This window comes from Micromonospora sp. NPDC049060, from assembly GCF_040649055.1.
Taxonomy (GTDB): Bacteria; Actinomycetota; Actinomycetes; order Mycobacteriales; family Micromonosporaceae; genus Micromonospora; species Micromonospora reichwaldensis.
The window spans coordinates 50590-72364 of record NZ_JBEZEV010000021.1 but is presented as its reverse complement, the minus strand read 5'-3'; the positions used below and the strand labels follow the sequence as shown (position 1 = coordinate 72364).

General features: G+C 74.6%; 25 protein-coding genes. 13 read left to right on the top strand and 12 right to left on the bottom strand.

The features are described 5' to 3' along the window. Positions 1–78: 78 nt before the first annotated feature. Positions 79–852 carry an enoyl-CoA hydratase-related protein gene (locus AB0B83_RS11650; RefSeq protein ID WP_357578108.1) on the bottom strand — a complete coding sequence of 258 codons (774 nt, stop codon included), beginning with the start codon at positions 850–852 and terminating at the stop codon, positions 79–81. 99 nt (positions 853–951) lie between these two features. Between AB0B83_RS11650 and AB0B83_RS11645 the strand changes: the two genes are divergently transcribed. Next, the gene (locus AB0B83_RS11645; RefSeq protein WP_357578107.1) at positions 952–1428 is read left to right on the top strand and encodes a DUF6232 family protein; all 477 of its coding nucleotides are present in this window, start codon (positions 952–954) and stop codon (positions 1426–1428) included. Here AB0B83_RS11645 and AB0B83_RS11640 read toward each other — a convergent pair. After that, positions 1425–1826 (bottom strand): nuclear transport factor 2 family protein, encoded by a 402-nt coding sequence (locus AB0B83_RS11640; protein ID WP_357578106.1) that lies wholly within the window; start codon positions 1824–1826, stop codon positions 1425–1427. The genes AB0B83_RS11645 and AB0B83_RS11640 overlap by 4 nt on opposite strands. Positions 1827–2523: 697 nt before the next feature. On the opposite strand from AB0B83_RS11640, the gene AB0B83_RS11635 reads away from it, so the two are divergent. Further along, the gene (locus tag AB0B83_RS11635) at positions 2524–3003 is read left to right on the top strand and encodes a DUF6232 family protein (protein ID WP_357578105.1); all 480 of its coding nucleotides are present in this window, start codon (positions 2524–2526) and stop codon (positions 3001–3003) included. Between the two features lie 57 nt (positions 3004–3060). After that, entirely contained in the window at positions 3061–3810 is a 750-nt protein-coding gene (locus AB0B83_RS11630; protein ID WP_357578104.1) for a hypothetical protein, read from the top strand. A gap of 62 nt (positions 3811–3872) precedes the next feature. Here the strand turns inward: AB0B83_RS11630 and AB0B83_RS11625 are convergent, their stop codons facing one another. Continuing rightward, entirely contained in the window at positions 3873–4769 is an 897-nt protein-coding gene (locus AB0B83_RS11625) for a ribokinase (protein ID WP_357578103.1), read from the bottom strand. Next, the gene (locus tag AB0B83_RS11620; RefSeq protein ID WP_357578102.1) at positions 4769–5563 is read right to left on the bottom strand and encodes an ABC transporter ATP-binding protein; all 795 of its coding nucleotides are present in this window, start codon (positions 5561–5563) and stop codon (positions 4769–4771) included. The genes AB0B83_RS11625 and AB0B83_RS11620 overlap by 1 nt, the downstream gene beginning before the upstream one ends. Before the next feature lie 130 nt (positions 5564–5693). Between AB0B83_RS11620 and AB0B83_RS11615 the strand changes: the two genes are divergently transcribed. Next, the gene (locus AB0B83_RS11615; protein WP_357578101.1) at positions 5694–6704 is read left to right on the top strand and encodes an ATP-binding cassette domain-containing protein; all 1011 of its coding nucleotides are present in this window, start codon (positions 5694–5696) and stop codon (positions 6702–6704) included. Further along, positions 6701–7714, top strand: a complete 1014-nt coding sequence (locus tag AB0B83_RS11610; protein WP_357578100.1) for an ABC transporter permease subunit — start codon at positions 6701–6703, stop codon at positions 7712–7714. The genes AB0B83_RS11615 and AB0B83_RS11610 overlap by 4 nt, the downstream gene beginning before the upstream one ends. Before the next feature lie 154 nt (positions 7715–7868). On the opposite strand, the gene AB0B83_RS11605 is transcribed toward AB0B83_RS11610, so the two are convergent. Beyond that, entirely contained in the window at positions 7869–9044 is a 1176-nt protein-coding gene (locus tag AB0B83_RS11605) for an ROK family transcriptional regulator (RefSeq protein ID WP_151455628.1), read from the bottom strand. Between the two features lie 166 nt (positions 9045–9210). Between AB0B83_RS11605 and AB0B83_RS11600 the strand changes: the two genes are divergently transcribed. After that, entirely contained in the window at positions 9211–10662 is a 1452-nt protein-coding gene (locus tag AB0B83_RS11600; protein WP_357578099.1) for a glycoside hydrolase family 3 N-terminal domain-containing protein, read from the top strand. Between the two features lie 92 nt (positions 10663–10754). Further along, positions 10755–11957, top strand: coding sequence for a PP2C family protein-serine/threonine phosphatase (locus AB0B83_RS11595; RefSeq protein ID WP_357578098.1), 1203 nt, complete (start codon positions 10755–10757; stop codon positions 11955–11957). A 1-nt stretch (position 11958) separates the two neighbouring features. Here the strand turns inward: AB0B83_RS11595 and AB0B83_RS11590 are convergent, their stop codons facing one another. After that, positions 11959–12315, bottom strand: coding sequence for an STAS domain-containing protein (locus tag AB0B83_RS11590; RefSeq protein ID WP_357578097.1), 357 nt, complete (start codon positions 12313–12315; stop codon positions 11959–11961). Between the two features lie 166 nt (positions 12316–12481). Here AB0B83_RS11590 and AB0B83_RS11585 point away from each other — a divergent pair, with 166 nt between their 5' ends. The 3 genes from AB0B83_RS11585 to AB0B83_RS11575 are packed head-to-tail and all read left to right on the top strand — an operon-like array spanning position 12482 to position 14233. After that, positions 12482–13084 (top strand): hypothetical protein, encoded by a 603-nt coding sequence (locus AB0B83_RS11585; RefSeq protein ID WP_357578096.1) that lies wholly within the window; start codon positions 12482–12484, stop codon positions 13082–13084. After that, complete coding sequence (locus AB0B83_RS11580; RefSeq protein ID WP_357578095.1) at positions 13081–13572, top strand: DCC1-like thiol-disulfide oxidoreductase family protein; 492 nt, start codon at positions 13081–13083, stop codon at positions 13570–13572. Before AB0B83_RS11585 ends, AB0B83_RS11580 begins: the two co-directional genes overlap by 4 nt. Further along, positions 13535–14233 (top strand): TetR family transcriptional regulator, encoded by a 699-nt coding sequence (locus AB0B83_RS11575; protein ID WP_357578094.1) that lies wholly within the window; start codon positions 13535–13537, stop codon positions 14231–14233. Before AB0B83_RS11580 ends, AB0B83_RS11575 begins: the two co-directional genes overlap by 38 nt. A 224-nt stretch (positions 14234–14457) precedes the next feature. On the opposite strand, the gene AB0B83_RS11570 is transcribed toward AB0B83_RS11575, so the two are convergent. Further along, entirely contained in the window at positions 14458–15120 is a 663-nt protein-coding gene (locus AB0B83_RS11570; RefSeq protein ID WP_357578093.1) for a GNAT family N-acetyltransferase, read from the bottom strand. A 322-nt stretch (positions 15121–15442) separates the two neighbouring features. Here AB0B83_RS11570 and AB0B83_RS11565 point away from each other — a divergent pair, with 322 nt between their 5' ends. Beyond that, positions 15443–15634, top strand: a complete 192-nt coding sequence (locus AB0B83_RS11565) for a DNA repair protein (RefSeq protein ID WP_357578092.1) — start codon at positions 15443–15445, stop codon at positions 15632–15634. Positions 15635–15757: 123 nt separating this feature from the next. After that, positions 15758–16276, top strand: coding sequence for a hypothetical protein (locus tag AB0B83_RS11560; protein WP_357578091.1), 519 nt, complete (start codon positions 15758–15760; stop codon positions 16274–16276). Between the two features lie 6 nt (positions 16277–16282). Here the strand turns inward: AB0B83_RS11560 and AB0B83_RS11555 are convergent, their stop codons facing one another. Beyond that, on the bottom strand, positions 16283–17008 hold the full coding sequence (locus AB0B83_RS11555) for a Clp protease N-terminal domain-containing protein (RefSeq protein WP_357578090.1): 726 nt from the start codon (positions 17006–17008) through the stop codon (positions 16283–16285). Positions 17009–17213: 205 nt separating this feature from the next. On the opposite strand from AB0B83_RS11555, the gene AB0B83_RS11550 reads away from it, so the two are divergent. Next, a complete protein-coding gene (locus AB0B83_RS11550; protein ID WP_357578089.1) occupies positions 17214–18182 on the top strand; it encodes a peptidoglycan DD-metalloendopeptidase family protein in 969 nt (322 codons plus the stop codon). 9 nt (positions 18183–18191) lie between these two features. Here the strand turns inward: AB0B83_RS11550 and AB0B83_RS11545 are convergent, their stop codons facing one another. From AB0B83_RS11545 to AB0B83_RS11530, 4 genes are read right to left on the bottom strand one after another with little or no spacing between them, the layout of a single operon-like run. Further along, entirely contained in the window at positions 18192–18797 is a 606-nt protein-coding gene (locus AB0B83_RS11545; protein ID WP_091621387.1) for a response regulator transcription factor, read from the bottom strand. Beyond that, the gene (locus tag AB0B83_RS11540) at positions 18794–19942 is read right to left on the bottom strand and encodes a histidine kinase (protein ID WP_132240859.1); all 1149 of its coding nucleotides are present in this window, start codon (positions 19940–19942) and stop codon (positions 18794–18796) included. The genes AB0B83_RS11545 and AB0B83_RS11540 overlap by 4 nt, the downstream gene beginning before the upstream one ends. A gap of 38 nt (positions 19943–19980) precedes the next feature. Beyond that, positions 19981–20805 (bottom strand): ABC transporter permease, encoded by an 825-nt coding sequence (locus tag AB0B83_RS11535; protein WP_357578088.1) that lies wholly within the window; start codon positions 20803–20805, stop codon positions 19981–19983. An 8-nt stretch (positions 20806–20813) separates the two neighbouring features. Continuing rightward, on the bottom strand, positions 20814–21746 hold the full coding sequence (locus AB0B83_RS11530; protein ID WP_357578087.1) for an ABC transporter ATP-binding protein: 933 nt from the start codon (positions 21744–21746) through the stop codon (positions 20814–20816). Between the last annotated feature and the right edge of the window lie 29 nt (positions 21747–21775).

The window sequence follows — 21775 nt, the reverse complement described above, 5'->3', positions numbered from 1 at the left end:
TACTCACCGGTAGGCGGAATGTGAACAGTTCTCGACTCGATGCCTGGGCCGGCGGGAAACCCCGCCGGCCCAGGCCGGTCAACGACCGGTGAAGTCCGGCTTGCGCTTCGCCACGAACGCCGCCATGCCCTCGCGCCGGTCGTCGGTGGCGAACAGCGCCGCGAAGAGCTGGCTCTCCCAGGCCAGGCCGGAGTTCAGGTCCATGTCCAGACCGGCGTCGACGGCGAGCTTGGCGGCGCGCAGGGCCTGCACCGGACCGGTGAGGTACGGGCGGACCAGCGCGACCGCGGTGTCGTAGACCTCGGCCGCCGGGGCCACCCGGTCGGCCAGGCCGATCCGCAGGGCCTCCTGGGCGTCGACCATCCGGCCGGACATGATCAGGTCCTTGGCACGGGCCGGGCCGACCAGACGGGCCAGCCGCTGGGTGCCGCCCGCGCCGGGGATGATGCCGAGCTTGATCTCCGGCTGGCCGAGCTTGGCGTCCTCGGCCGCCACCCGCCAGTCGCAGGCCAGCGCCAGCTCGCAGCCGCCGCCGAGGGCGTAGCCGGTGATCGCGGCGACGACCGGCTTGGGGATCCGGGAGATCGCGCCGAGCGCGCTGGACAGGTCGGCCGCCCGGTCCGCCATGTCCACGTAGGACATGTCGGCCATCTCCTTGATGTCCGCGCCGGCCGCGAAGACCTTCTCCCCGCCGTACACGATGACGGCGCGGACGCCCGGGTCGGTGGTGGCCGCCGCAGCGGCGGCGCGCAACTCCTCCTGCACCTGGGTGTTGAGGGCGTTCATCGGCGGCCGCTCCAGCCGGATGGTGCCGATGCCGTCCCTGGTCTCCAACCGCACGAACTCGCCCACGCTGGCCCTCACTTCCTCGTCGAAGTCGCGTGCCAACCTTACGGCCCGGATCGTTGGGGTAAGTAGTGTGGTCTCAGGCCCGCCACCGGGAGTACCGCCATGATCACGTACTACGACGACAGATCCGTGCAGGTCACCTCGACGGCCGTCCGGGTGGACGGCCGGACCTTCCGGCTGGCCGACATCAGCATGGTCTGGCACCAGCGCGGCAGCCGGTCCTGGCGGGTGCTCGTCGGGCGCGGCGCGATCGGCGCGGCGCTCGCCGGCCCCCTGGTCGCCGCCGCCCTCGGCATCGCGCTGGCGCTCTGGCTGGACCGCTCCCTCACCGTCACCATCGCCATCGTCGGCGCCTCGGTGCTGATCGGGCTCGCGGTCGGCCCGGTCGCCGACTTCCTCTTCGAGCACCTCGACCGCTCGTACGCCCGGGGCAGCCGGCAGCTGGAGATCTGGGCCCGCTGGCGCGGCCAGCCGGTGCGCCTGCTGTGCACCGGCGACGCGCTGCGCTTCGGCCAGATCTACCGGGCGGTGCAGCGGGCCATCGAGGCGGGCCAGCCCGTGTCGCCCCGCCGCCGCTAGAACCTGATCGGCTCGTCCGGCAGCATGCCCAGGCCGCGCAGCAGTCCGAACAGGTCCTGCTCGCCCCAGAACTGCACGATCCGGCCACCGGCCAGCCGGTACATCTTGCAGGCGCTCTGCACCGCCGTCGCGCCGGTCGCGTCCCGCCGGTAGGTCTGCGCCAGCGACACCACCACGCGGTCGCCGGCCGCGAAGCTCTCGACGATCTCCTGGTCGAGCACCGTCAGCCCCGGCGAGGTGACGGCCCCCTCGACGAAGTGCCGCCCCCGGACCGGCGTGCCGGAGCCGTAGATCAGCACGTCCTCGTCGACCACCGCGCGCAACTCCGCCAGGTCCCTGGTGACGAAGGTCCGCAGGTAGCGGCGGACCACCTCGACGTTGCGCTCCTGCTCCGTCATGACCGGTCACGGTACCGACCCGAACCGCCCGGCACCGCCCGGCACCGCCCGGGACCGCCCGGCACCGCCCCGGCCGCCCGAACGGCCGGTGCCGCCCGAACCGCCCGCGCCGCCCCGGAAGACGCGCTGGCAAGGCGGGCCTCAAGGCCCCTCGTCGGGCCCGGTGGCCTACCGCCCGCACTGTCGAGCTGCCCCGCCCGATGGGGCAGGCACGCCGGTCGACCCCTGGCTCGCACGCCCCGAGCGGTCCCATGAACGGGGCAGCTCGACAGCCGCCCGGGCGGGCTCCGTGGCCTCCCGGGTCACTCCCACACCGTTGCGGTGGCGCTCCAACGCCGCTTCGACGCCGCTTCGACGCCGTTGGGGTGGTGCTCCAATGCGTTGCGGTGGGCACCAGGTCCGGAGGCGGATCGAGGCGCACCCGTCGCACGGCAGCAGCGGCACGCCTCGCGCGCCCTTTCGAGCTGATGACGTGAACGACTCAGCCGGTCCGGCCTCCCGACGCGCGCCAGCGACCCACAGGGCGATGTCATAGCCGATTCAGCTCGATAGGGCCGACGCGACACCATCTCCGCCCGGCCACAACCTCCACGCGACAACACCTCCGCCCGGCCCGGCAGCGCCCCGCCCGGCGCCACCTCCGCCGGAGCGGGCGGCGCGAGCGGCGCGACCCGCACGGCAGTGGTTAGGCTTAGTGATGACCATCTATTACCGGGACGACGCGGTGCAGGTGACGTCGGAGTCGATCCGGGCCGGGGGCCACGCCGTGGCGATCGCCGACGTGACGTACGTCTGGCATGCGCAGGGACCGAAGACGCTGGCGGTACGGGGGCGGGTGCTGGGGCGCGGCGTCCTGGTCCTGCTTCTCTCGCTGCCGCCCCTGGTCGCGGTGGTCTGCGTGCTCTCGCTGGCCTGGTCGGCGCAGGACCGGGGCGAGTGGCAGCTGGCGCTGATCATTCTCGCCGCGTGCGTGGTCGGCGCGCTGGCCCTGACCCCCTTCCTGGAGATCCCGCTCGGCTGGCTCGACCGCTCCTACGAGCGGGGCAGCAAGGTGCACGAGCTCTGGGTCCAGCACCACGGCCGGGAGGTGCTGCTGCTGCGCACCCCGGACGCCCTGCGGTTCGGGCAGATCTACCGGGCGGTGCAGCGCGCGGTCGAGCGGTACACCGACTCCTGACGCCGCTCCCGCCGCCCTGTCCGGCGGCGCGGGCGCGGGCGACGCACACTTGGTGCCATGGTGATTCCCCTCCCCCGGCCCGCCGCGGTCGTCGGTCTGACCCGTTCCGCCCTCGACCAGGCCCTCGGCTCGGCGGCCTCGTTCGCCGCCGTGCCGGCCCGCGCGTTCGCCGTGCTGGACTCGGTGGAGGCCCTGCTGAAGCGGGTCGACGGCGTGGTCGACCGCATCGACGGCGTGGTGGACCGGATCGACCAGACCCTCGACCGCACCGACCGGGTGCTCACCGACGCCGAGGGCGCGGTACGGGAGGTGGCCGTCATCAGCGCCGCCGCGACCACCGCGATCGAGACGGCCACCGGGGTGGCCGCCGCCGCGGCCGTCGTGGTCGGTGAGGCGGAGAAGGTGTCCCGTACGGCCGGCGCGGTGGTCGCCGAGGCCGACGCGGTGGCCGTACGGGCCGCCGGCACCGTGGGCACCGCGGCGGAGGCGGCGGCGACCGCCGCCGAGCTGCTGACGGCGTACGAGCCGGCGCTGCGCCGGGGCGCCCCGATGGCGAACCGCTTCGTCGAGCAGCTCAGCCACGAGGAGGTGAACGCCGCGATCCGGCTCGTCGACGAGCTGCCGAAGCTCAAGCAGCACCTGACCGCGGACATCCTGCCGATCCTCGCCACCCTGGACCGGGTCGGCCCGGACCTGCACGACCTGCTCGACGTCACCCGGGACCTGAAGCTCGCCGTCGCCGGCATCCCCGGCCTGGGCATGCTCCGCCGCCGGGGCGAGAAGCTCACCGACGACGCCGAGGCGTGACCGCCGCGCACCGTCGCGATCGTCCTGTCGGACGGACTCCCCCGGGTGGCGGGTCGGCCGGATCAGGCGGGGACGTACAGCTCGTCGATCTCGGTCCGGGTGGGCAGCGCCACGGAGGCGCCGAGCCGGCGGGCGCAGGCCGCCCCGGCCGCCGCCGCCCAGCGCACGGCGTCGACCACGTCCCGGCCCTCGCCCCAGGCCACGGCGAGCGCGGCGGTGAAGGCGTCCCCGGCGGCCGTGGAGTCCACCACGTCGACCTTGACCGCCGGCACGTGCACGGCGGTGCCGTCCCGGTCCCCGTACCAGGCGCCCTCCGCGCCGAGGGTGAGCACCGCCCGGGGCGCCAGGTCGAGCAGGGCCGACGGCTCGTCCCGGCCGCGCCCGGTGAGCGCCTGCGCCTCGGTCTCGTTGACCACCAGCAGGTCGGTCGCCGCCAGCAGCTCCGGCGGCACCGGCACGGCCGGGGCGGCGTTGAGCACCACCCGGGTGCCGGCCGCCCGGGCGACGACGGCCGCCTCGGTCACCGTCGCGACCGGGATCTCCAGCTGCGCGAGCAGCACGTCCGCCCCGCGTACGGCGGTCAGCTCGGGCTCGGTCAGGCCGGTCATCGAGGCGTTGGCGCCAGGGCTGACCAGGATCGCGTTCTCGCCCTCGGCGTTGACCATCACCAGCGCCACGCCCGACGTGCCGTACGTCGTGCGGAGCTGCCCGGTGTCGACCCCGGCGGCGGTGATCCGCGCCCGCAGGGTGACGCCGAACGAGTCGGAGCCGATCGCCCCGAGGAACGCACAGGAGGCGCCGGCCCGGGCGGCGGCGACGGCCTGGTTGGCGCCCTTGCCGCCGGGCACCATGACGAAGTCGGTGCCGAGCAGGGTCTCCCCCGGCCGGGGCAGGGCGGGGGCGGTGCCCACCAGGTCCATGTTGGCGCTGCCCACCACGACGACCCGGGTCTGCCGCATCAGGCGGCGCGGGCGGTGAACCGGTCGCCGGAGCGCTCGACCACCAGCGGCAGCCCGAAGGTCTTGGAGAGGTTGTCCCCGGTCAGCGTGTCGTCGAGGAGCCCCTGCGCCACCACGCCGCCCTCGCGCAGCAGCAGCGCGTGGGTGAAGCCGGGCGGGATCTCCTCCACGTGGTGGGTCACCAGCACCAGCGCCGGGGCGTCCGGGTCGTACGCCAGCTCGGCCAGCCGGGCGACCAGGTCCTCACGCCCGCCCAGGTCGAGCCCGGCGGCGGGCTCGTCGAGCAGCAGCAGCTCCGGGTCCGTCATCAGCGCCCGGGCGATCTGCACCCGCTTGCGCTCCCCCTCGGAGAGGGTGCCGTAGGCGCGTTCGGCGAGGCCGCCGATGCCGAGCTGGCCCAGCAGGGCGCGGGCCCGGGCCTCGTCGCTGCTGTCGTAGCTCTCCCGCCAGCGACCCAGCACCGACCAGGCGGCCGTGACGACGACGTCGCTGACCCGCTCGTCGGCGGGCACCCGCTCGGCGAGGGCGGCGGTGGAGAGCCCGATGCGGGTCCGCAGCTCGTTGACGTCGGTGCGGCCGATCCGCTCGCCGAGCACGTGGGCGGTGCCGGTGGTCGGGTGCAGCCGCCCGGCGGCGAGGTTGAGCAGGGTCGTCTTTCCTGCGCCGTTCGGCCCGAGCACCACCCAGCGCTCGTCCAGCTCGACCCGCCAGTCGACGTCGTGCAGCAGTGCCGTGCCAGCCCGGCGTACGCCGACGCCGTCGAGGCTGACCACCAGATCCTCGTCCCCAGTCACCCGACCATCCAACCACGCAACGCGGGGCGCCCCCCACGGGCGGCGCCCCGGCCATAGGGTGGGGCGCCGTGTCGTTGGTCACCACAACCGGAGGACGGTCCATGCCCGGTCGGAGCAGGGAGCCGCGCGGATGAGCGCGGTCATCGAGATCGAGGGGCTGCGTAAGACCTTCCACAGCGTGCGGCAGGGCCGCCGGGTGGCGGTCGACGGCTTCGACCTGCTGGTGGAGGCCGGCCAGATCCACGGTTTCCTCGGCCCCAACGGGTCGGGCAAGACCACCACGCTGCGCGCCCTGCTCGGGCTGGTACGGGCCGACGCGGGTCGCATGACGGTGCTGGGCGTCCCCTCGCCGGACGGGCTGCCCCTGGTGGCCGGGCGGGTCGGCGCGATCGTGGAGAGCCCGCAGTTCTTCGGCAACTTCACCGGCCACCGCACCCTGCGCCTGCTCGCCCGGGCCGGCGGCGTGCCGGTCGCCCGGGTCGACGAGGTGCTGGAGCAGGTGGGCCTGTCCGACCGGGGCGACGAGCGGGTCAAGGGCTACTCGCTGGGCATGAAGCAGCGGCTGGCGGTGGCCTCCGCCCTGCTCAAGGACCCGGAGCTGCTGATCCTGGACGAGCCGGCGAACGGCCTGGACCCGGCCGGCATCCGGGAGATGCGGGACCTGATGCGCTCGCTGGCGGAGGCGGGTGTGACCGTGCTGGTCTCCAGCCACATCCTGGCCGAGATCCAGCTGATCTGCGACCACGTGACGATCATCTCTCGGGGCCGGCGGGTGGCCGCCGGGCGCGTCGACGAGGTGCTGGCCGGCTTCGACCGGCACGAGTTGCTGGTGCGGGTGGACGATCCGCAGCGGGCCGTGGAGCTGCTGACGGCGGCAGGGCTGGCGGCGACCGGCCACGACGACCACCTGGTGGTGGGCGGCGTGGACGACGCCACCGAGGTCAGCCGCACCCTCGGTGAGGCGGGCCTCTGGGTGCGCGAGCTGACCCCGCTGCGGCCCGACCTGGAGAGCGCCTTCCTCGAACTGACCGGCACGGCGACGCACCCGACGCTGCCCCGGCAGGTGGACGACTCGGTGCTGCCCGACGGCAGGGCCTCCGAACCGGTGATCGACCTCGACGAGCGGGGAGTGGACGCGTGAACCTGGTCCGTGCCGAGCTGGAGCGTCTCGGCGCCCGGCGCTTCGTGCAGCTCATGCTCGTCCTGCTGGTGCTCGCATTCGGCGTCACGGCGGCTACCACCCTGGCGAGTTCCCACCGGCCCACCGCCCAGGAGGTCTTCGACGCCCAGCAGGCCGCCGCCGCGGCGCGCAGCGAGCTGGAGCGCACCCACCAGCTCTGCCTGGACCGGCAGCGCGGCGTCGTGCAGGCGGACGACGTGCAGGAGTACGTCCCCGACAACTGCAGCGAGGTCGACCCGGCCCTGATGGAGCGGGCGCCCGTGGCGTCCGACTACCTCGCCGGGGTGTTCACCTTCGCCGAGGAGGCCAAGCCGCTGCTCTACTTCCTCATCGCCTTCCTCGCGCTCTTCGGCTTCCTGGTCGGCGCCTCCTACATCGGCGCCGACCTGAACTCCGGTGGCGTGGTCAACCTGCTGCTCTGGCGTCCCCGGCGGATGACCGTGCTCGGCACCAAGCTGGGCACGCTGCTCGGCGGGACGGCGCTGCTGTCCGTGCTGGCCTCGGCGGCGTACCTCGGGACGTTCTGGCTGATCGCGCAGGTCGCCGGGCGGCCGGGGCGGCTCGACAGGGAGTTCTGGGGCTCGCTGGGCGCGAACTGGGGGCGCGGCATGCTGCTGGTGCTGCTGCTCACCGTGGTCGGGTTCGCCGTCGCCACCCTGGGCCGGCACACCTCGGCGGCGCTCGGCGCGATCGCCGGCTACCTGGTGGTGTGGGAACTGGGCGCCCGGCTGGTGATGGAGATTCTGGAGGTCGTCAAGGTGGACCGGTACATGCTCTCCAGCTACGCCGCCGCCCTGCTCAACGGCCGGGTCGAGTTCTGGGACTACCGGGCGTGCGACAACGGGATCTCCAATTCCTGCGACGGCCTCTACGTGGTGACCTGGCAGCCGGCGCTGGTGTTGCTGCTCGGGCTGGCCGGCGCGCTGGTCGCCGCCGCCTTCGTGGCGTTCCGCCGCCGCGACCTGATGTGACACCCGCCCGCCGCCGGCGGGCGCGGCAGGACCTTGCAGCACCCCGGCCCGCGATGAAATATTCCTTCACATGACGCCGGGCCGCCGCCGACCTCGCCGACCCTGGTCGGCGGGGTCCGGCGCGCGGCCCGCGCCGACCGCCGGCCGACCCCGGTCAGCCGACGGTCGAGCCGAAGACCTCGTCGCGGACGGCGTCCAGCGCGGTACGCAGCGCACCCCGCAGGATCGGCTCCTCGGTCAGCCCCGTCGGCACGACCCGGGGGCGGACCAGCGTGATCGCCGCGACCTCGTGCTGCACCCGCTCGGCCAGCGCCGCCCCGCCGGCCTGGCCGACCTCGCCGGCGAGCACCACCAGCGGCGGGTCCAGCACCACGCAGGTGCTCGCCACGCCCAGCGCCAGCCGGCGGGCCACCTCGTCGAGCATCGGGCCGCCCGCCGTGCCGTCGGCCACCGCCGCCCGTACCGCGACCGCGCCGCTGTCGTCCGGGTAGCCGTGCGCGCGGGCCAGGTCGCGGACCGCGTCCGCGCCGATCAGCTGCTGGAACGCCGGCTTCGCCCGGCGGGACACGTCGCGCGGGATGGGCGCGCCGGGCACCGGCAGGTAGCCGATCTCGCCGGCGGCGCCGCTGCTGCCGTGGTGCAGCCGGCCGCCCAGCACGATCGCCAGGCCGACGCCGGCGCCGACCCAGACCAGCACGAAGTCCGTCAGCCCCTGGGCCGCGCCCGACTGCGCCTCGGCCACGGCGGCCAGGTTCACGTCGTTCTCGAAGACCACCGGGGTGTGCAGGTCGTCCCGCAGCGCGGCGAGCAGGCCGGTGTGCCAGCGGGGCAGGTTGAAGGCGAACGTGATGTCGCCCGTGCCCGGGTCGACGAGGCCGGGGGTGCCCAGCACGATCCGCCGCACGCTCGACAGCTGCGCCCCGGCGCTGCTCGCGGCCTGGACGACCGCGTTGTGCACCACCCCGACGGGGTCGTCGGTGTCGCGGACCGACTGCTCGACGCGGCCGATCACCGCCCCGGTGATGTCCGCGCAGGCGGCGACCACCCGGTCGGCGCCCACGTCCACCCCGACCACGTGCGCGCTGCCGGGCCGCACGGCGTAGAGCTGGGCGTTGGGCCCCCGCCCGCCGGCCTGCTCGCCGACGCGCGTGACCAAGCCCCGCTCCTCCAGCCGCTCGACGAGCTGGGAGGCGGTGACCTTGGACAGCCCGGTCAGCTCGCCGAGCCGGGCCCGGGTCAGCGGCCCCCGCTCCAGCAGCAGCTCCAACGCCGCGCGGTCGTTCAGCGCCCGCAACAGGCGGGGGGTGCCGGGCAGCCGGGTCGCACTCATGCCACGTCCTCTAGTTTTGGTAAACCTTGCTAACTGTAAACCGACCTGCGAGCGGGTAGCCGACAGCGTATCGGCCGCCCGGGAGCGGGGTGGTCGGCCGACCCGGTACGTCACCGACCCCCGCCGGTACGACTTCCGTGCCGCGGGGACGAAAGGGGAAGATCACGTGGGGCTGGATCCAGGACTGCGCCGGCTCGCGCTCGGCACGCTGCTCGCCGCGTACCCGGGGCCGGTTCCCCCGGGCTGGGCGGTCGACCTGGTCGCCGAGGGGCTCGCGGGGCACACCCTGTTCGGCACCAACGTCCACGACCTTGGGCAGGTGGCGGCGAGCACCGCCGCCCTGCGGGCCGGCCGGCCGGACGTGCTGATCGCGATCGACGAGGAGGGCGGCGACGTCACCCGGCTGGCGCACGCCACCGGCAGCCCGTACCCGGGCAACGCGGCGCTCGGCGCGATCGACGAGGTGGCGCTGACCCGCCGCGTCTACGAGGCCATCGGCGCGGAGCTGGCCGCCCTCGGCGTCACCGTCAACCTCGCGCCTACCGTGGACGTGAACACCGCCGACGAGAACCCGGTGATCGGCACCCGCTCGTTCGGCGCCGACCCGGCCCGGGTCGCCGCGCACTCCGCCGCCGCCGTGACCGGCCTCCAGGCCGCCGGGGTCGCCGCCTGCGCCAAGCACTTCCCGGGCCACGGCGCGACGGTCGCCGACTCCCACCACGAGCTGCCCACCGTGGACGTGCCGCTCGACGTGCTGCGCCGGCGCGACCTGCCGCCGTTCGCCGCTGTCGTCGAGGCCGGCGCGCGGGCCGTGATGACCGCCCACATCCGGGTGCCGGCGCTGACCGGTGACGGCCCCGCCACGTTCAGCCGGGCGGTCCTGGTCGACCTGCTCCGCGGCGAGTACGGCTTCACCGGCACGGTCATCACCGACGCGCTGGAGATGAAGGGTGCCGCGGTGGCGGCCGGCGGGGTCGGCCCGGCCGCCGTCCGGGCCCTGGCCGCCGGCGCCGACCTGCTGTGCATCGGCGCCCAGGTCGACGCCGAGCTGGTCGAGCGGGTGGTCGCGGAGATCGTCGGGGCGCTCGGCGACGGCCGCCTGGACCGCTCGCGGGTGGAGGAGGCGGCCGGCCGCGCCGCCGCGCTCGCCGCCTGGACCCGGACCGCCGGCGCGACGCCGGCCGCTCCCGACGGACTCGGGTACGCCGCGGCGCGGCGCGCCGTGCGGGTGGAGGGGGAGCTGACCGGCCTGGACCGCCCGCTGGTCGTCCAGTTGCACGCCGCGTCGACCATCGCCGAGGGGCGGGTGCCGTGGGGCCTCGGCCCGCACCTGGACGGCACGGAGGAGCTGCGGGTGGTCGCCACCGAGACCGGGCCGGCCGCCCTGCGCCAGCTCGCCGGGGACCGGCCGATCGTGCTGGTCGGCCGCCATCTGCACCGGCTGCCGGGCGGCGCGGACCTGGTGACCGCGCTGGCCGCCGAGCACCCGGTGACCGTGGTCGAGATGGGCTGGCCCTCCCGGTGGCGTCCGGCCGGCGTACGGGCGTTCGTCACCACGTACGGCGCGAGCCACGCCTGCGGCCGCGCGGCCGCCGAGGTGCTCGGCCTGGCCGGCTGACGCCGACACCGGAGGTACGCGCCGGCAGGTGGCGGTCGCTCCCGGGCGGGCCCGGCCGGCTTCGACCGGGCCCGCCCGGGGTATGCGACAGCATGACCGCCACCGACCCATGGCACCGGGCCCTGGCCGACCTCGTGTCCCGGTCCCACCGGCTGCCGCCGGACGAGCTCGCGGCCACGGTCGACGCCGCGCTGCGGCCGTTGGGCGTGACGGCGACCGTGTACCTGGTCGACGCCGAGCAGCACGGCCTGCGCCCGCTGCCGGGGACGAGGCGGGCGGCGCCGGAGGTGCTGCCGATCGACACCAGCCTCGCGGGTCGCGCCTTCACCCAGGTCGAGGTGCACGCGGGGCAGGGGCCACCGCCCCGGCTGTGGGTGCCGATCGTCAACGGCACCGACCGGCTGGGACTGCTGGAGGTGTTCCCGCCGGCCGACGCCGACCTCGCCGACGGGGCGCTGCGGGACGGCTGCCGGCTCGTCTCCGGGCTCGTCGGCCACCTGGTCACCAGCAAACGGGACTACGGGGACGCCCTGCACCGGGTGCGGCGCAGCCGGCCGATGGGGGTCTCCGCCGAGCTGCTCTGGAACCTGCTGCCGCCGCTGACCTTCGCCACCTCGGAGGCGGTGGTCAGTGCCCTGCTCGAGCCCTGCTACGAGGTCGGCGGCGACGCCTTCGACTACGCGGTGCACGGCGGGACCCTGACGCTGGCGATCCTCGACGGGGTCGGGCACGGCCTGCCGGCGGTGCTCACCACCTCGGTGGCGCTGGCGGCGCTGCGGGCGGCCCGGCGTACCGGCTCGGACCTGCCCGGCCTTGTCCGGGCGGTGGACGCCGCGATCGCCGGCCAGTGGAACGACGCGCGGTTCGTCACCGCCGTGCTCGCCGAGTTCGACACCGGCTCCGGAACGCTGCGGTACGTCAACGCGGGGCACCCGCCGCCGGTGCTGCTGCGCCGGGGACGGGCCGTGCAGAAGCTGGCCGGGGGCCGCCGGCTCCCGCTCGGCCTGCCCGACGGCCGCGTCGAGGTGGCGCGGACCCGCTTGGAGCCCGGTGACCGGCTGCTGCTGCACACCGACGGGGTGACCGAGGCGCGCGACGCGGCGGGCGAGATGTTCGGGCTCTCCCGCCTGGCGGACCTCGCCGAGCGGCACATCGGTTCCGGGCGGCCGGCGGCGGAGACGCTGCGCCGCCTCAGTCACGCGGTGACGGAACACCAGGGCGGGACGCACCAGGACGACGCGACCCTGCTACTGGTCGAGTGGTCCGCCGCCGCGGCGGCGAACTCGGAGCCCTGAGTCAGGCCAGCCCGCGCCATCCCCGCGCGACGGGTTGGTCGGCGTCGGCGTCGGCGAGCCCGAGCAGGGTGCCGACCCCGGTGATCCGAAGGACCCGCGCCACGCCCGGCTGCGGGCCGGTCACCCGCATCGTCACGTCGCGCTCGCGGCCCACGGAGACGCCGTGCACCAGGACGCGTACGCCGCTGGAGTCAAGGAACCGCAGGTCGGCGAGGTCGACGACGACCTCCCGGACGCCGGGTCGGCGCAGCGCCTCGGTGAGCGTCGCCTCGAACTCGCCGGCGGTGGCCATGTCGATCTCACCCGCCGGGCGCAGGACCACCTGGCTCGGCTCCGCGTTCCGCTCACCCCGGTCCATGGCTGCCTCACCGTCGAAGGTCGCGCCGGCTCCGGCGCGACTCGACCATACCGACCCCCGCCCGACCGGACCACGCCGACGGTCGCGAGCGACGACTTGAACGTGTTCAAGAAGTCGCCTACGCTGAGGCGACAAAATTTGAACACGTTCAAGAGAGGCGTCGGCGATGGACACGAAGGTCTGGATGTACCTGGTCTACCTGGCGATCAGCATCGGGCTGACCGTCTGGGTGGCCCGGGCGCTGTCGCGCAACGGGCTGGTCTTCCTGGAGGAGGTCTTCGCCGACGAACGGCTGGCGAAGGCCGTCAACAGCCTGCTCGTCGTCGGCTTCTACCTGCTCAACCTCGGCTACGTCACGGTGGCCATGAAGCACCCCGACCCGGTCGGGTCCACCGCCCAGGCCATGGAGGAGCTGTCCCTCAAGATCGGCCTGGTGCTGCTGGTGCTCGGCGCACTGCACTTCTTCAACGTCTTCGCGCTCGGCCGGTACCGCCGTGGCCGGCTGCGCCAGTTCGCCACCCATCCGCCGCTCGCCCCGGTCGGCCGGCTGCCGATGCCCCCCGCGCCCCGCGGCCCGCACCCGGCTGGCCCGTACCCGGCCGGTCCGCACCCCGCTGGCCCGCACCCCGCTGGCCCGCACCCGGTTGGCGCGCACCCGGCCGGCGCTCAGCCCGCCAGCGCCCAGCCCGCCGGCCCGCGCCCTACCGGCCCGCACCCCGCCGGTCCGGGGGCGGAGACCGGGCCGGCTGGCAGCCCGCCCGTCCGATGACCGCCGGGCCCCTCGGGTCGGGCGGACTCCCGGACGCCACCGCGCACGGGGGCGGTGGCGTCCGGGGGTTCACCGTCCTCTACGACGCGCACTGCCCACTGTGCCGGTCCGCCCGGCGCTGGCTGGCGTCCCGCGCCCAGCTCGTACCCCTGGAGTTCGTGCCGGCCGGCTCGGCCGAGGCCCGGCGGCGCTTCCCCGGCCTGGACCACGACGCCACGCTGCGCGACCTGACCGTGGTCGCGGACACCGGCGAGGTGTACGCCGGGGACGGCGCCTGGTTCGCCTGCCTCTGGGCCCTGGCCGACCACCGGGGCGCCGCCGAGCGGCTGGCCCGACCGCACCTGCTCCCCCTGGCCCGGCGGGTGGTCGCCGCCGCCTCCTCGGTCCGCGAACGCGTTCGCGACCCGTGGGCGGAGCCGGGCGACGACCTGGCGGGATACGGTGACCCCGATGACCGAGCAGACTGCGCCGACGACCGCTGCGGGTGAGCCGGCGACCGCGCGCGGCGAGCAGACCCGGCAGCTCATCCTGGACACCGCGATGCGGCTGTTCCGCGAGCGCGGCTACGCCCGGACCACCATGCGCGCCATCGCCCAGGAGGCCGGGGTGGCGGTGGGCAACGCCTACTACTACTTCGGCTCCAAGGAACACCTGATCCAGGAGTTCTACGCCCGTTCCCAGGTGGAGCACCGGGCGGCGGCCGGGCCGGTGCTCGCCCGGGAACCCGACCTCGCCGCCCGGCTGGCCGGGGTGATGCACGCCGGGATCGACGTGCTCACCCCGTCGCACTCCTTCGCCGCCAGCTTCTTCAAGACGGCGGCGGAGCCGACCTCCCCGCTGAGTCCCTTCTCGGCGGAGTCGTCCGGCCCGCGCGAGGCGGCGGTCGGTCTCTTCGCCGAGGCGCTGGAGGGCTCCACCGCCCGGGTCGACCCGGAGTTGCGCCCGCACCTGCCGGAGCTGCTCTGGTTGGCGTACATGGGGGTGGTGCTCTACTGGGTCTACGACCGCTCGCCCGGACAGACCCGCACCCGGCAGCTCATCGACGGGGCGGTGCCGTTGGTCGACCGGCTGGTGGGGCTGTCCCGGTTGCGCGTGCTGCGCCCGGTTACCCGGCAGGTACTCGACCTCATTCGCACGCTGCGTCACTGACCCCTCACGGCGCCATCCCCCGAGTAGCAGCAGGTCAAGTCTGCTATTCGACACCCGGATCGCACCTTCGGCATCTTGCCTTCACCCTCATAGTTACGTAGCGTGATCGGTGCGCACGTCACCTGCGGGACCCTGGGGGAGACTGCGGACCGTGGATCCGGCCCGGGATCCACGGTCCGCGCCCACCGCGAGGGGGCACGCGGTCAGGGTGGGGCCGGGCGCGGTCAGGGCGGGTAGACGACGAACGAGCGCCAGCCCCGGTCGGGGAAACCGGCGGCGGTCGCCACCCGGGCGGAGGCGGTGTTGGCGGGGTCGTGCAGGTACGTCGGGACGGCTCCCTCGTCGAGCACCCGGCGCGCCGCCTGGGCCACCAGCCGCCGGGCCAGCCCCCGCCCCCGGGCTGCCGGCACGGTGCCGACGGCAAGTTCGTGGCCGTACGCGTCGTGCCGCTTGATCCCGACGCCGGCCAGGTAGCGCCCCCGGGCGTCGCGCACCACCAGCACCGGCCGGTCGAACAGGCGCAGCCAGGACGGCAGCCCGGCGGCGCCCGGAGGTGTCCACTCCCCCACGTCCGGCAGCGGGGCCGGCGCCACGCTCCACCGGAACACGTCGTCGTGCACCGCCCAGCCGGGTCGTCCGACCGCGGCGGGCAGCGCCGGCAGCGGCGGCCCGCCCGGCAGCCGGGCCAGCTCGCGGACCGCCGCGACCCGGTCGGGAGCCACGGAGAGCACGGTGCTCGCGCCGGCGGTCACCGCGACGGCGGGCCGGAGCCGGCCGTCCCAGGCCGGTCGGGCCCGTCGGTGCGAGCCGACCACGTGCAGCCCGGGCCCCGCCGGCCACTGGCCGAGCCAGCTCGCCAGGTGCAGGTGCAGCCGCCGGTCGAGCATCGCCGTCCACCTCCCCGCGGCCGTCGGTGGCCATTCGGCGTCCGGGCCGCCTCGCCGACGATCACCGTACGCGGGCGCGGCGGCACCGCGTCACGGAACCCGTCACGGGGCGGGCCGCCCGGCCTCCCGTGACCCGGCGGGCCCGGCGCCGTGGCACGCGGGCCGGCGTCGAGGGTTGGGCGGCGCGGCGGGCGGGTAGACGTACCGGTACGCCGATGACCGTGCATTCGTGAGACGGCGGCCGATCACGGGAACCAGACGCATCGACCGTCCGTCATATTCATTTTCATACATGGACAACTTTGTTTGGGACGGTATGGTCATGCCGAATCAGCCGAACGACCGGTACCACCAGGCCCCCGAGCGACTCTGGCGGGCCAGCGAGGCCGCCGGGCGGTTCCCGGCCCAGTCGGCGTACCGGGGTCACCGCGCCGGGGCGGAGGCGCTGCCGTGGAGCGAGGTGGACAAGCAGCCGGCCGGCGCCGCCTCGCCCGGCGGACTGAACACCCGCTGACCGTCCCGCGCGGCGGGGGCGGCTGCGCGACACACCCGGACGGTCCACCGGCGGCTTTCGCACACCTGTCGGGTAATTTCTTCTGGTCCGGCATCCCGGCCTACGACAGGAGAAGCTCCGCGCATGGGCAAGAAGACGATCCACGTCTCCGACTTCAGCGGCACGGTCATCCAGCCCGACGACGAGGTGGTCCGCGTCGTCGTCCTGGAACACCCTGACCTGGTCGCGGGGCCCGTGCGGTTGGACGCCACCCCGGTCGAGGTGGAGGGCATCGACGACGCCGCGCTGGACGTCGCGGTGGTCGAGATCCACGACCGGCACGGCGACGGCGAGCCGCGCCGGGTGGTGCTCACCGCGAGCGAGTTCGACGCGATGGCGACCGACGTGCCGATGGCGCAACTGTTGAAGACGGCCGAGCGGGTCCGCCCGCCGAAGGCCCGCAAGGGCGCGGAACGGGTCGACTACGGCACGATCGAGCACGCCGGCCGGCCGCACCGGGGCCGGGTCACCGAGGAGGAGGCCCGGTTGGTGCGCGAGCGGCTCGACGAGGTCAACAAGCGCCTCGCCGACGCCGGGATCCGCCAGGTGGACCCGACGGACCCCGAGCACGCCGGCCGCTACGGCTTCCCCGCCGCGCCCTGAGGCGGGTCACTCCCGCAGCTGGACGGACCGCAGGGCCGCCGCCACCCACTCCTCGGTCGCGGCCTTGGTCACGCCGAGCCCGCTGAGGGTGCCGGCACCGTTCTCGTGCTCCAGGAGCGCGAGCAGGATGTGCTCGGTGCCGATGTAGTTGTGCCCCAGCCGCAGGGCCTCCCGGAAGGTCAGCTCCAGCGCCTTCTTGCCCTGGGCGTCGTACGGGATCAGGTCGGGCACCTCGCCGGACGAGGGCGGCAGCGCGGCGGTCGCGGCCTCGCGGACCCGCTCCAGCGACACCCCCTGGGCGACGATCGCCTTCGCGGCCAGCGCCTCCGGCTCGCTGAGCAGCCCCAGCACCAGGTGCTCGGGGCGGGTCTCGGCCTGGCCGGTGGCGCGGGCCTCGTTCTGCGCGGCCATCACCACGTTGCGGGCCCGGGGGGTGAACCGGGCGAAGCCCTGCTGCGGGTCCAGCGGCGTCTCGTCGGCCTTCGGCACGAAGCGCTTCTGTGCCGCCTGCTTGCTGACGCCCATGCTGCGGCCGATGTCGGTCCAGGACGCGCCCGAGCGGCGGGCCTGGTCGACGAAGTGGCCGATCAGGTGGTCGGCGACGTCGCCGAGGTGGTCGGCCGCGATGACCGCGTCGGTGAGCTGGTCGAGCGCATCGGTGTGCGCCTTCTTGATCGCCCGGATCAGGTCGTCCAGGCGTACCGGGTTGTTCATCTGCACTGGCTCCGTCATGCGTCAACCATAGGTTGACGGCGCCCTGGCCGTCAACCCTAAGTTGACGATGATCGCCCGTGGCGCACCCCGGGCCCACGACCCCGGCGAATGACGGTGCGTGACGGATCGTAGGAAAGTTTCACCATTGCCCCGACGATATAGAAGATTTACGATCCGGTCTCCATCGTCCAACCGCCCCTTCGGGACGAACATCGGAGGCAACATGTGTGACGCACCGGAGACAGCCGGCCTGAGCCACCTTCCGGCCCGACGCCGCACCCTCCTCACGGCGCTCGGCGTCGGCGTGGGGATCGGGGTCGTCGGCCTGCCCAGCCCGGCGATGGCCGCCGTCGCCGGCTGGAGCAACCCGACGCGCGGCACGCTGACCTCCGGCTACAAGACCCCCAGCCGGCCGACGCACACCGGCTGGGACGTGGCCAACAGCCAGGGCACCCCGGTCTACGCCACGGCCGCCGGGACCGTCCGGGACATCAAGACCAACTCGTACCCGGGTGACACGGCGAGCGGCCCGCTGGCCGGTCGCACCGGCAACAGCGTCCACATCAACCATGCCGACGGCTACTTCTCCTACTACGGCCACCTGTACCGGGTGCTGGTCAGCGACGGCCAGCAGATCAGCTGCGGCCAGTTGATCGGTCTGATGGGCACCACCGGCAACTCGACCGGCCCGCACCTGCACTTCGAGATCCACAACCCCCGGCTGACCTCGATGGACCCCCGGGTCTTCCTGGCCAACCGGGGCATCACCCTCGGCTCCACGGCCCCGGTGGGCAGCACCGGCTACCCGAGCGTCGGCCAGGGCGCCTCGGGCTGGGTGCCCCGGGTGATCCAGTACCTGGTGCGGGCGCGCGGCGTCTCCGTCGTGGTGGACGGGGTCTACGGGCCGGGCTGCGCCGCTTCGGTCAGGTCGTTCCAGAGCGGCCGGGGCCTCTACGCCGACGGCATGGTCGGCCCGATCACCTGGACCGCGCTCGTGCTGCCCCTGCGGGAGGGCAACTCCGGTGACGTGGTGCGCGGCCTGCAGACCGCGCTCAACGCCCGGGGGGCGAGCCTCCTCGTCGACGGCGGCTTCGGTGCTGTCACCACCAGCGCGGTACGCAACTTCCAGAGCCGCAACGGACTCGTCGTCGACGGCCTAGTCGGCCCGGTGACCTGGAGCGTGCTCATCTGAGCGGGCCCGTCAGAGCCAGCCGTTGTCCCGGGCGGTGCGGAACGCCTCCGCCCGGTTGGCCACCCCGATCTTGCTGACCGCCGCGGAGAGGTGGTTGCGGACCGTGCCCGCCGACAGGTGGGTACGCCGCGCCACCTCCGCCACCGGCGTGTCGTACTCGGCCAGCCGCAGCACGTCCAGCTCGCGCGGCGTGAGCGGGCACTCGGGCGCGGTGAGCGCGTCGGCGGCCAGCGCCGGGTCGACGTACCGGCCGCCGGCGTGCACGCGGCGGATGACGTCGGCGAGCGTCCCGCCCGGCGCGCCCTTGGGCAGGAACCCCTTGGCCCCGGCCGCCAGCGCGCGTTGCAGGTGCGGCGGCCGGCCGTGCCCGGTCAGGATCACCACCTTGCAGGCGGGCAGGACGCGCGCCAGCTCCGCCGTCACCTCCAGCCCGTCCAGGGCCGGCATCTGGAGGTCCACCACGGCGACGTCCGGCCGGTGGGCGAGCGCGGCGGTCACGGCGGCCCGCCCGTCCGGCGCCTCGGTCACCACCTCCAGGTCGGACTCCAGACCGAGCAGTGCGGCCAGCGCCGCGCGGATCAGGTCCTCGTCGTCGGCGAGCAGCACCCTGATCACGGGCGGGTCCGTACCGTCACGTCGAGGCGGAACACCCCGTCGTCGATCCGGTGGCGCAGGGTCCCCCCGGCCTCGGCCAGCCGCTCGGCCAGCCCGCGCAGCCCGAAGCTGTGCCGGTCCGGCGACGCACCCTCGGCGCCGTCGTTCGTCATGGTCATCCGTACCTCGTCCTCGTCCTGGCTGATCTCGATGGTGCACCAGGTGGCCCGGCTGTGCCGCAACACGTTGGTGCTGGCCTCCCGCAGGACCGCGACGAGCTGCCGGGCGATCTCCGACGGTACGTCGTCCGGCGGCAGCGCGACCGCGCAGCGGATGCCGGAGGAACGCAGCACCTGCTCCACTGCGGCGATCTGGTCCCCGAGGTCCACCGCACGGTACCCGTGCACCACCTCGCGCAGCTCGACCAGCGCCGACGCGGCCAGCCGCTGCACCTCGGCGGCCTCCCGGCTGGCGCGCCCGGCGTCCGTCGCCGCCAGCCGGGACGCCAGCTCGGCCTTGAGCGCGATGACCGAGAGGCTGTGCCCGAGCAGGTCGTGCACGTCGCGGGCGAAGCGCAGCCGCTCCTCGGTGGCGGCGAGCCGCCCCTGGGCGGCCCGCCCCCGCTGCGCCTGCACGAGCAGCCCCCACAGCCAGAGCTGGAGGGCGTTCCACGCGGCCATGGAGAGGCCGGCGACCAGCACGATGGTGACCTGGCCGCGGACCGGGGCCCCGTTCCAGGCCGCCACCCCGGCGGCCGTCGCCACGGACAGCAGCACCGCCGGGCCGGCGGCCCACCACTGCCGCAGCAGGGACACCGAGCCGATCACGGACGCCCCCAGGAATCCCCAGGTCGCCCACTCCGGCCCGCCCACGGGCCCGACCAGCGGTACGGAGAGCACGGCGGCGCAGACGAACCCGGCGAGCAGGCGGCGCCGCGTCGACTCGGCCAGCCACGGGGTGATCGCCCCGTACAGGGCTCCGCTCTGCGCGGCGACGAACAGGACGACGCCCACCGCCCCGGCCGCCGCCCAGCGGGGATCCTCCTCCCGCGACAGTCCGACGGCGGCCAGCAGCAACGTGCCCAGGACGCCGCTGCCGACGGTGCTCAACGTGACGGCACGGGCGCGGCGCAGGCCGACATCACGCTCGACCTGCGCCCGCTCCATGCTCACGCTCCCGATGCCAGGTGGCGCGATGACCTCGATCATCCGTGCCGGGGCTCCCATCGGAAGTACCGGGCGGCCGTGAACAGCGACACTGCCAGCCAGACCAGCAGCACCCCGAAGGAGGGCAGCGACTCGACAAGCGTCCCGGCGAAGCTCAGGGCCTGGCCCTCGTCGGTGCGGGCGAGCCAGCCGATGCGCATGATCTCGGTGAACGGCCCCATGGGCAGGAACCAGAGGATCCGTTCCAGCGACTCCGGCAGCGCGCCGAGCGGCAGCAGCGCACCCGGCGTGGCCAGGAAGATCACCAGGCTCGGCAGGGTGGTCAGCATGGCCGCCTCGGAGCTGCGGGTGATCGCGGAGAGGGCCGCCGAGAAGGCCGCCAGGATCGCGGACCCGATCAGCAGCGCCACCGCCATGACCAGCGGGTTCTTCGGCATCGGCAGGTCGAGCACCAGGAGGGCGTAGCCGGCCAGCACGACGAACTGGGCGAGGAAGATCGCCACGGTGCTGCTGGCCGTGCCGAGCAGGATGGTGCGGTCCGAGGCGAGCCCCGCCCGCAGCCGCTTGAGCACCAGCTCCTGGCGGCGCGACGCGTACACGGTGGTCAGGTGGTGGTGCACCAGGAAGACCATGATCAGGGTGGTGATGCTGACCACCCGGCGGACGCCGGGCACCGTCTGGCCGCCGTACTCGCTGACGAGCAGGATGGCGATCATCAGCGGGGTCACCACGGACATGGCGGTGGCCGTCCAGTTGCGACGCAGCGCCAGCAGCTCCATCTTGAGCATCGCGGCCATCTGCCAGAGCGGCCTGGTCGCCCGGTCGCGCGGGGTGGCGGTGGTGGTGGGGCTCTGCGTCGTCATCGTCCCGCTCATCGGGCGGCCTCCGGTTCCGCGTGCTGGTCGGTCTGGTCGTGGTCGGCGGCGATGTCCAGGAAGACATCCTCCAGGGTGGCCGGTCGGGCCGACAGGGACGCCAGTCGGACGTCCGCGGCGTTGGCCCATTCGAGCAGCCGGGTGAGGTCGCTCTGGAGCTGGCGGGACTCGTACGTGACCCGGTCGCCGTCGACCATGCGGGCCGCGTGCGGCAGGTCGGGAAGGGCGTCCGTCGCCGGCAGCCGGAAGCTGATCCGGGCGGGCAGGGTGCGTACGACGTCCTCCGGGGCGCCCGTGGCGACGATGCTCCCGCCCCGCATGATGGCCACCCGGTCGGCGAGGACCTCCGCCTCCTCCAGGTAGTGCGTGGTGAGCAGGACGGTGGTCCCACCCTTCTGGAGCTCGCGGACGACGTCCCAGGTGCGGCGCCGGGAGGCCGGGTCCATGCCGGTGGTGGGCTCGTCGAGGAAGAGCACCTCCGGGCGGCCGAGCACGGCCAGTGCCAGCTCCAGCCGCCGGCCCTCGCCGCCGGAGAGCTGCTCGACCGCCACGTTCATCCGGCCGCCGAGGTCGACCAGGTCCAGCACCTCCGCGGTGGTCTGCGGCCGGACGGTGAGGGAGCGCCAGATCTCCGCCGTCTCCCGGACGGTCAGCGCACCGGTGAACCCGCCGTGCTGGAGCATCACCCCCGTCCGGGGGCGCAGCGCGGCCCGCTCCCGCACCGGATCCAGCCCGAGTACCCGGACCCGGCCGGAGGTGGCCGGTTGCAGTCCCTCCAGGACCTCGATGGTGGTGGTCTTGCCGGCACCGTTGGTGCCCAGCAGGGCGAACAGCTCGCCGCGTTGGATCCGCAGCGAGATCCCCCGCACCGCCTCGAACTCCCCGTAGCTGCGCCGCAGCCCGTCCACTTCGATCACGACGTCATCCATGCTTCACAGGCTGCCGTCGACCGGCGACA